At 64.2% G+C, this 8,315-nt stretch carries 8 protein-coding genes; 3 read left to right on the top strand and 5 right to left on the bottom strand.

The annotated features are described in order from the left end of the window. Positions 1-26: 26 nt before the first annotated feature. Positions 27-1,169 (bottom strand): acyl-CoA dehydrogenase family protein, encoded by a 1,143-nt coding sequence (locus tag FXF75_RS11235; protein ID WP_163521947.1) that lies wholly within the window; start codon positions 1,167-1,169, stop codon positions 27-29. Between the two features lie 108 nt (positions 1,170-1,277). Between FXF75_RS11235 and FXF75_RS22605 the strand changes: the two genes are divergently transcribed. Both FXF75_RS22605 and FXF75_RS11225 read left to right on the top strand, forming a co-directional pair. Further along, a complete protein-coding gene (locus FXF75_RS22605) occupies positions 1,278-2,741 on the top strand; it encodes an arylsulfotransferase family protein (protein WP_163521946.1) in 1,464 nt (487 codons plus the stop codon). A 62-nt stretch (positions 2,742-2,803) separates the two neighbouring features. Continuing rightward, positions 2,804-3,613, top strand: a complete 810-nt coding sequence (locus FXF75_RS11225; protein WP_163521945.1) for an RIO1 family regulatory kinase/ATPase — start codon at positions 2,804-2,806, stop codon at positions 3,611-3,613. A 20-nt stretch (positions 3,614-3,633) separates the two neighbouring features. Here FXF75_RS11225 and FXF75_RS11220 read toward each other — a convergent pair whose 3' ends face one another. Next, the gene (locus FXF75_RS11220; RefSeq protein ID WP_163521944.1) at positions 3,634-4,299 is read right to left on the bottom strand and encodes a twin-arginine translocation signal domain-containing protein; all 666 of its coding nucleotides are present in this window, start codon (positions 4,297-4,299) and stop codon (positions 3,634-3,636) included. 202 nt (positions 4,300-4,501) lie between these two features. On the opposite strand from FXF75_RS11220, the gene FXF75_RS11215 reads away from it, so the two are divergent. Further along, complete coding sequence (locus tag FXF75_RS11215) at positions 4,502-6,040, top strand: aldehyde dehydrogenase family protein (RefSeq protein WP_163521943.1); 1,539 nt, start codon at positions 4,502-4,504, stop codon at positions 6,038-6,040. 210 nt (positions 6,041-6,250) lie between these two features. On the opposite strand, the gene FXF75_RS11210 is transcribed toward FXF75_RS11215, so the two are convergent. The 3 genes from FXF75_RS11210 to FXF75_RS11200 all read right to left on the bottom strand — a co-directional run bounded on the left by FXF75_RS11210 (position 6,251) and on the right by FXF75_RS11200 (position 8,259). Next, positions 6,251-6,832, bottom strand: coding sequence for a DUF2835 domain-containing protein (locus FXF75_RS11210; protein WP_163521942.1), 582 nt, complete (start codon positions 6,830-6,832; stop codon positions 6,251-6,253). A 204-nt stretch (positions 6,833-7,036) separates the two neighbouring features. After that, positions 7,037-7,840, bottom strand: coding sequence for a nitrilase-related carbon-nitrogen hydrolase (locus tag FXF75_RS11205; RefSeq protein ID WP_163521941.1), 804 nt, complete (start codon positions 7,838-7,840; stop codon positions 7,037-7,039). Then, positions 7,837-8,259 (bottom strand): CoxG family protein, encoded by a 423-nt coding sequence (locus tag FXF75_RS11200; RefSeq protein ID WP_163521940.1) that lies wholly within the window; start codon positions 8,257-8,259, stop codon positions 7,837-7,839. The genes FXF75_RS11205 and FXF75_RS11200 overlap by 4 nt, the downstream gene beginning before the upstream one ends. Positions 8,260-8,315: the final 56 nt, after the last annotated feature.

The following is an 8,315-nucleotide window of genomic DNA, read 5'->3' as shown; positions in this document are numbered from 1 at the left end:
ATTCGTTTCCGCGAGGACGCAGACGTTCAGAGACCGAGTTCGCGGCCGATGACGAGATGCTGGATTTCGCTAGTTCCCTCGCCGATTTCCATCAGCTTCGCGTCGCGGAAGAACCGCTGGGGCGCGAAGTCCTCGGTGTATCCGTACCCGCCGAGTGTCTGCACTGCCTCCTCGGCTACCTCGCGGGCGGCCTCGCTGGCGTCGAGTTTGGCGAGGGCGCTCTCGTGGCTGACCGACTCGCCTTGGTCGTACTTCCACGCCGCCCGATGGGTCAACAGGCGGGCGCGCTCAATTTTGCGGTCCATCGAGACGACCTTGTTGCGGATGGCGTCGAACTTCGATATCGGCTGGCCGAACTGCTCGCGCTCCTTGCTGTACTCCTTGGCGGCCTCGTACGCGCCCTGCGCGAGACCCGTCGAGAGCGCCGCGATGGAGATGCGACCGCCGTCGAGGGTCTTCTTCGTCTGGTCCCAGCCCTCACCCTCGTCGCCGAGTAAGCGGTCCTCGGGAAGGCGGACGTTATCGAGTTTGATTTCGCAGGTCGGCGAGGCGTTCAGCCCCATCTTGTCCCAGACGGTCGTGACCTCGAAGCCGTCGTCCTCCTCGGGGTCCACGATGAACGTCGAGATGCCGTCGTAGCCCGCGTCGGGGTCCGTGACGGCCTTGACGAGGACCGACCCGGCGACGTTGGCGTTCGTGATGAACTGCTTCGTGCCGTTCAGGACCCACTCGTCGCCGTCCTTTTCGGCCATCGTGTCCATGTCGCTGGCGTCCGACCCGCTCCCGGGTTCGGTCAGCGCCCACGACCCGAGGTACTCGCCCTCCGCGAGCGGACGGAGCCAGCGCTCTTTCTGCTCGTCGGTGCCGAACAGTTCGATGGGCTTGGAGGCCAGCGAGACGTGCGCGGCGTACGAGAGACCGATGGAACCCGAGACTCGTCCGAGTTCCTCGGTGACGAGCGCGTACAGCAACTGGTCACCGTCCAGTCCGCCGTACTCCTCGGCGACGGGCACGCCCATCATGTCGAGGTCGGCGAGTTGGTCGAAGATTTCCTCGGGGAAGCGGTGCTCGCCTTCGATGTCCTGTGCGATAGGTTCGATTTCTTCGTCGCAGAACCGACGCACCTCGTCCCGAATCATCTGATGTTCGTCGGGAAGGCTGAAATCCATACGCAATTTTTGCGCGAGTGGCGATATAAAATCTCCGAACCCACACACAGGTTTCGGCCGCCGACACCGCCGAAACGCTGTTATCGTCCTTCGTCGTATCCCGCCCTCGTGAACGTTCGCACGCCGACTCGCGCCCTCCTCGGCGTCGTCGCCCTCGGACTCGTCATCGCGCTAGCGTTGGGGTTCGTGACTGCCGGAGTCTCTCCGAACGAGCGGTACGAACGGTCGGCCGACCGGCAGGCGGGAGCGCGAGAGCGCGTCGTCGGTCCCCGGTCGGGGGTCACCGTCGTCACGGTCCAGCGCGGTGATATGCGCGACCTGTCCGGCGAAATCGTCGCGTTTCGTTCCAACGGAACTGTCCTCTATCACTCCGACCGATACAGTTCCTACTGGGACGTTGACCCGAGTCCCAACCGCACACGCACGGTCACCTACGTCGCAACGAAGTGGCTCAACGAGTCGGTCTGCGGCGGTGGTCCCCTTCTCGAAGACCGAGGCGACTGCCGCCGAAACGTCGTCGAGCGTCTGAACATGACCACCGGCGAGCGAACCCGACTCTACAGTCACCGGATGGAGGGCGGTCGATGGCACGACGTGGACGTGATAAACGACACTCACATTCTCGTCGGTGATATCGGCAACGAGGCGGCGTTCGTCGTCAACACGTCCTCGGGCGTGCGCGAGTGGACGTGGACCGCCGAGAGCGACCTGCCGATAACCAGCGGCGGGAGCTACGACAAGGACTGGGTCCACCTCAACGACGTGGAGATGCTCCGCGACGGCCGCGTCATGGTGGACTTGCGAAATCAGGACAAAGTGGCGTTCCTCGACCGGAATCGCGGCATCGTCCGCAACTGGACCCTCGGAAGCGAGAACGACTACAGCGTCCTCCGCGAACAGCACAACCCGGACTACCTCCCGGCGTCCGCGGGCGGTCCGGCGGTCGTGGTCGCCGACTCCGAGAACGACCGCCTCGTGGAGTACCGACGAACTGGCGGGAACGGGACCGAGGCCGGGTGGGAGCGAACGTGGGTCTGGTCCGACGAGCGGATGCAGTGGCCCCGCGACGCCGACCGCCTGCCGAACGGTCACACGCTCGTCACCGACACCATCGGCGACCGCGTGTTCGAAATCGACCGGCAGGGCGAAGTCACGTGGACGCTCTCGATAGACCGGGCCTACGAGGCCGAACGCTTGGGGACCGGCGACGAGAGTGCGGGCGGGCCGAGCGCCGCGAAGGCAGGTCTCCGTTCGCGTTCCCAGTCGAGTGCAGACGGAGTCGCCGACCGCTTCGAGGAGGCAGTACGCGGAGTGGTCCCCATCGGAGTTCAGAACGGACTGCTGGGCTACTTCTTCCCGTGGTGGATGGGGTTCTACGACGTACTGGCAGCGCTCGCGCTAGCGGGTCTACTCGCGGTGTGGGGTGGCTTAGAGGTGTGGTGGTCGTCGGTCACGGTATCCGTCCGGTCATTGCTCGGGACCGACTCGCTTCCGTCGCTCCGGTCGATTCTGGTGCTGGCGGCGCTCGCGGTCCTCGGCTACGTCGCGTCGGTCGTCGCTTCGCTGGTCTGACTCCGGGACGGGACCGACTCGGGCAAGTGGCTTTTTCACGGCCGGACGCTTAGTCGCGTCCGATGAGCATCCGGCGGTTGGTTCGAGGAACCATCGAGTGGGAGCGACTCGAAGCCGTGTTCGACGAGATGGCACGACGCTACGACCAGCCGCAACTCCGTATCGAGTTCCTCGACGCCGACAACTGGCTCTCGACGCCCTGCGTGGTCAACGACGAGTGGTTCGTCAAAATCGTGACCGGCCAGAACTCGCTGGTTCACGCCCTCTTCACCGGCGCACGTAACCTCGGAGCCTTCTCGTCGGGCACCGAGGGTTTCTTCGAGCACTTCGCGGACCCGATGGAGATGTGCGAACACGAACTGGAGGCGACTCGACGGATGCGCGAAATCGGACTGAACGTCCCCGCGCCGATAGAGGCGTTCGAGGTGGACGGCATGGGGGTCCTCGTGATGGAGTACCTGCCGGAGTTCCGGATTCTGGACGACCTCGGGACCGAGGAGGTCGAGCGCTTCGCGCCCGAGGTGTTCGGCGCGCTGTCGGTGATGCACGACAACCGACTCGCCCACGGCGACCTCCGGGGCGAGAACGTCCTGCTACAGGACGGGGAGGTCTACTTCATCGACGCGACCAGCGTCCGAGAAGACGCCATCGAGGAGGCTCGGTCGTACGACCTCGCGTGCGCGCTCGCGGCGCTCGAACCGCTCATCGGCGCGCGGACGGCGGTCGAGTCCGCCGCCGAACACTACACGCCCGAGCAACTGCTGGCGGCCCGGGAGTTCCTCGACTTCGTGAACATCAGACCCGACCACGACTTCGACGCCGTGAGCGTCAAAGGCGAAATCGAAAAGTTGGCCGACGCGAACGGCGAGTGACCCACCGCGTCGGGCGGTCGCTACGTCTCGTAGGTGATGACTTTCTCGGCAGTTCGGCCGTCAGTGTTCGTGACGCGGAGTCGAATCTTCCACGTGTTGCCGCTCGCCAGTGCGATGCTCCAGTCCGGTCCGGTGTAGTCCGGTTCGCTCTCGAACGAGTCGTGGTAGGCCGCGTTGTAGAAGTTCCACTCGTAGCTCCGGATGTCACCGCGCGGCGTGGTCGAGAACCGACCGCTGAACGAGTGACGCTCGTTGTTCGGGTTCGGCGTGTCGATGACTGGGGTCGGTGTGATACTCCCTTGGGGCCGGACGTTGACGTTCAGTATCTCCTCGTCCGTGTTGCCGTTGCTGTCGGTGACGACTAGCTTGAAGCCGAACGGCGAGTCGGTGTACGAGTCCGTGAACGTCTTTCCGGTGGCGCTGGGACTGTCTGAGAAGCTCTGACTGTACTCCCAGTTGCGGCGGTACCACTCGTAGCTCTGGATGTCTCCCTCGGAGTTACTCGCGTCGAGCGTGAACGACTCGCCCGCCTCCAGCGGAAGCGGGTCGGCGTCGATGACCGCCGTCGGACCGGCGGCCGCCGCGCCGGTCGAACCGACGACGGTGGCCGCGCCCGCAGCACCCATCGCTTTCAGTGCGTCTCGGCGCTTGTTCGAGACGAGTCCGTCGGTTGCTTGGTTCATCATGCCCACCTATGGATACAAATTCATTAGACTTAATTTTTTCTTTCTAGCGTAGAAATTTATGCCGTAGGCCGGTTCCACTTTCGATTGCGAGCGGTACACCGCTATCGGAGACGGGGACACCGTACCGTCGGAAACCGAGGGTATCGGCGACCGAGACGATTGAATGCCTTTTTTACCGTACCCGTAGAACTTATGAGTGAGCATGAGCCAGCAAGCCAGCGAGCAGACGTACGGCCACTACATCGGTGGCGAGTGGACGGAAGGAACGGGCGACGAGACGTTCGAGAGCGTGGACCCGTCGAATCAGGAAGTTCTCGGCGAGTTCCATCGCGGAACCGAGGACGACGTAGACGCCGCCTTCGCGGCCGCGAAAGAGGCCGAAGACGAGTGGGCGGACCTCTCGTACATCGACCGAGCGGAGTACCTCTGGGACGTGTACCACGAACTGAAAGACCGCACCGACGAACTCGGCGAAATCGTGACCAAGGAGTGCGGCAAGGAGATTTCGGAAGGGAAGGCCGACGTGGTCGAGGCCGCGCACATGGTCGAGTGGGCCGCGGGCAACGCCCGCCACCCCCACGGCGACGTGGTCCCGAGCGAAATCGGAAGCAAGGACGCCTACATGCGCCGGAAGCCCCGCGGCGTCGTCGGTTGCATCACGCCGTGGAACTTCCCGGTCGCCATCCCGTTCTGGCACATGGCGCTCGCGCTGGTCGAGGGCAACACGGTCGTCTGGAAACCCGCCGAACAGACGCCGTGGTGCGGTCAGATAATCGCCGAGATGATGGTCGATGCCGGCATTCCCGACGGCGTGTTCAACATGGTACAGGGCTTCGGCGACGCGGGCAACGCCATCGTCGAGGACGACCGCGCCGACACGATTCTCTTCACGGGGAGCAGCGAAGTCGGTCACAAAATCGCGAGCAAGGTCGGCGGCGAACCCGGAAAGCTCGCGGCCTGCGAGATGGGCGGCAAGAACGGCATCGTCGTCACCGAGAACGCGGACCTCGACATCGCGGTCCACTCGGCCGTGATGTCCTCGTTCAAGACGACGGGCCAGCGCTGCGTCTCCAGCGAGCGCCTCATCGTCCACGAGGACGTGTACGACGAGTTCAAGGAGCGATACGTCGAACTCGCCCGGAACGTCTCCGTGGGCGACCCCCTCGACGAAGACACCTTCATGGGGCCGATGGTCAACGAGGAGCAGGTCGAGAAGTTCGGCAAGTACAACGACCTCGCCCGTGAGGAGGGCGCGAACGTCCTCGTCGACCGCGAGGAACTCGACGCCGACGAGATTCCGGACGGCCACGAAGACGGCTACTGGGTCGGTCCGTTCGTCTACGAAATCGACTACGACGAGGACCTCCGCTGCCTGCAGGAGGAGGTCTTCGGTCCGCACGTCGCCCTCATCGAGTACTCCGGGGACATGGACCGCGCCATCGAAATCCACAACAACACGCCCTACGGACTCGCGGGTGCGGTCATCTCCGAGGACTACCGGCAGGTCAACCAGTTCCGCGACGAGGCGGAACTCGGACTCGCGTACGGTAACCTGCCGTGCATCGGCGCGGAGGTCCAACTGCCGTTCGGCGGGGTCAAGAAGTCCGGCAACGGCTACCCCAGCGCCCGAGAGGCCATCGAGGCCGTCACCGAGCGCACGGCGTGGACCGTGAACAACTCGAAGGACATCGAGATGGCGCAGGGACTGTCCGCCGACATCAAGACCGAGAGCGACGATTAGACTACGAGACCCGTCGTCGCGTGGTCGAATAAGTCTAATCAGCAATCTCCCCGCGAGCAACGACTAGCGGGGTAGATTCTTTCGTTTCGTCCGGACGCGCCGATTCGGACGCACGGTCCGCGCCCATATCCACTGACTACCGCGAGACTCGGTGTTCGATAGTACTCCTACGGGCGAACGTCTACTCGGACCGCGAGAAGAGAGACGGGGTCAGTCGCCGACGCCCAGCAACTTCTGGCCCTCGACGGCCATCACGAACGAGACGCTGAGCATCATGAACGTCACCGTGAGCAGGCCGTAGAGTTCGCCGGTGCCGAGATGGGTCGCCGGGGTCGTGCCGAGCCAGTTCCCCGCGATGGCTGCGCTCCCGACCACGGCGGTCCAGAGGAAGTAGCGACTCCACTGATACGAGAAGTGGCCGCGTTCGGGTCCGTCCACGTCGAGGAACCGGCGGAGTCGGTCGGCGTCGCCGGTCAGTCTGACGATTCGGTCGTCGGCGTCGTACGCGACGATGCCGTGTTCGCTCAGTCGCGGGATGTGCGTCTGGTAGAGCGACGAGTACACTTGCTTTCGCTGGCGAGACGAGAGGTCGGTGACGCTGGTGTCGTTCTCCCACGCCGCGATGCGCGCGCTCAGGTCGGTCAGGGTTATCTCCCGTTCGTCCAGCAGGTGCCGGAGGACTCGCCGACGTCGCGAGTTGCCGAGCAGGTCGAACATCACCTCCCGAGAGGGACTCGGCGGGGTCTCCCCACCCACGTCGGGAGCGGCGGTACCGGTTGTTGCTTTAGCCATTTACCTATTATTGTCTATGTTATTCCGACGCGTAATTAATTTTGGGGGTTTCATTCTTGTGGCCGCGAGATAGAGAGCGAGAACGTTGTTGCTACCGATTGACGGGTCTCGGTCACTGGACGCGTCATCTCACCTCGTTGACTGCGTAACTCCGGTAGCCGAACTTACGTTACCGGAAGTCCGAACGATAATTCGACCGCGACGTTACGTCCGCCGGTCGTGCCACGCCGGGAACTCCTCGCGAACGGTCTCCACACGGTCGAGGTCCACGTCGGTCACGACGAGGTCCGGGTCGTCGCCCGTCCCCGCCAGCGTCGTGCCCCACGGGTCGTACACCGTCGAGCGACCGAGCAGCGACGCGTCCTCGAAGTCGCCCGACCCGTTGACGGTCGCCACGAAGAACTGGTTCTCGACCGCACGGGCGCGCGGCAGGAGTTTCCAGTGTTCGACGCGGGGGTACGGCCACGCGCTCGGGACCAGCACGAGGTCGGCGCCTTCGGCCGCTATCGAGCGGTAGAGTTCGGGGAATCGGAGGTCGTAGCAGGTCGTCATCCCGACCGTCGCACCCTCGAACTCGGCGATACCGAGGCTCTCGCCGGCCACGAGCATCTGGGCCTCCGCCGACTCGTAGCCGAACAGGTGGTGTTTGCGGTAGACCGCGAGTCGCTCGCCGTCCCGGTCGAAGAAGACGGAGGTGTTGGCGAGTCCCTCGTCGGCGGGCGTCTCGACGCTCTCGGTCCGGGCGAGGTCCTCGACGATGCTTCCCGCGAGCACGCCGATATCGTGTTCGCGTGCGGTGTCTGCGATACGAGTGAGCGTGGGTCCTTCGACGGGTTCGGCCGCGCGTCGGTAGGTGTCGAACGAGAAGTAGCCCACGTTGAAAATCTCGGGGAGCGAAACGAGGTCCGCACCCTCGTCGGCGGCCTCGGCGATGGCCGCCTCGGCGCGTTCGCAGTTGTCCTCCACCGCCCCGCCTTCGATGTCGAGTTGCGCGAGCGCGATTCTCATGCCGTCGCCTCCCCTCGAAGCGCCGTTTCGAGGTTGTCGAGTTCCTCATCGAGATTCTTCTTGAAGTAACGTTCGATGCCGGGGACCCGTCCCTCGACGGTGAATCGGTTGACCAGTCGGCTCCCGTTCTCGGTTTCCTGAATCTCGTGTTCACCGGTTACGCGGAGGGCCGACGACCGCCCCACGAACTTCACGTAGCGCGGCGGGTCGCGCTCCACGTCCTCGGTCTCGACGGGGACGGTCCTGTCGAGGAACGGAATCGGAAGTTCGATGTGCCAGATAGACGTGTTCTCACCAGTCTGCTCGTAGTCCGAGACCACGCTGATGACGCTCGCGCGTTTCTCCGGGTCCGCGATGAAGTTCCACACGTTCTCCGGCGAGACCGCTAAATCGAACGTTCGCTCTACCCGGACTGTCATACGTGTAGTTCGGACCGCGGTGTCAAAAACCCGCCGGACCTCCCGTCGCTTCCGCC

This window comes from Halorussus sp. MSC15.2 (assembly GCF_010747475.1).
Classification (GTDB): Archaea; Halobacteriota; Halobacteria; order Halobacteriales; family Haladaptataceae; genus Halorussus.
Note: the sequence above shows the minus strand (reverse complement) of the source record. Positions and strands in the feature narration are given on the sequence as shown.

What these genes read in the sequence shown, in the direction of transcription:
- FXF75_RS11235 (WP_163521947.1), bottom strand. Translation starts at nt 1,169, where the DNA reads ATGGATTTCAGCCTTCCCGACGAACATCAGATGATTCGGGACGAGGTG.
- FXF75_RS11225 (WP_163521945.1), top strand. Translation starts at nt 2,804, where the DNA reads ATGAGCATCCGGCGGTTGGTTCGAGGAACCATCGAGTGGGAGCGACTC.
- FXF75_RS11220 (WP_163521944.1), bottom strand. Translation starts at nt 4,299, where the DNA reads ATGATGAACCAAGCAACCGACGGACTCGTCTCGAACAAGCGCCGAGAC.
- FXF75_RS11215 (WP_163521943.1), top strand. Translation starts at nt 4,502, where the DNA reads ATGAGCCAGCAAGCCAGCGAGCAGACGTACGGCCACTACATCGGTGGC.
- FXF75_RS11210 (WP_163521942.1), bottom strand. Translation starts at nt 6,832, where the DNA reads ATGGCTAAAGCAACAACCGGTACCGCCGCTCCCGACGTGGGTGGGGAG.
- FXF75_RS11205 (WP_163521941.1), bottom strand. Translation starts at nt 7,840, where the DNA reads ATGAGAATCGCGCTCGCGCAACTCGACATCGAAGGCGGGGCGGTGGAG.
- FXF75_RS11200 (WP_163521940.1), bottom strand. Translation starts at nt 8,259, where the DNA reads ATGACAGTCCGGGTAGAGCGAACGTTCGATTTAGCGGTCTCGCCGGAG.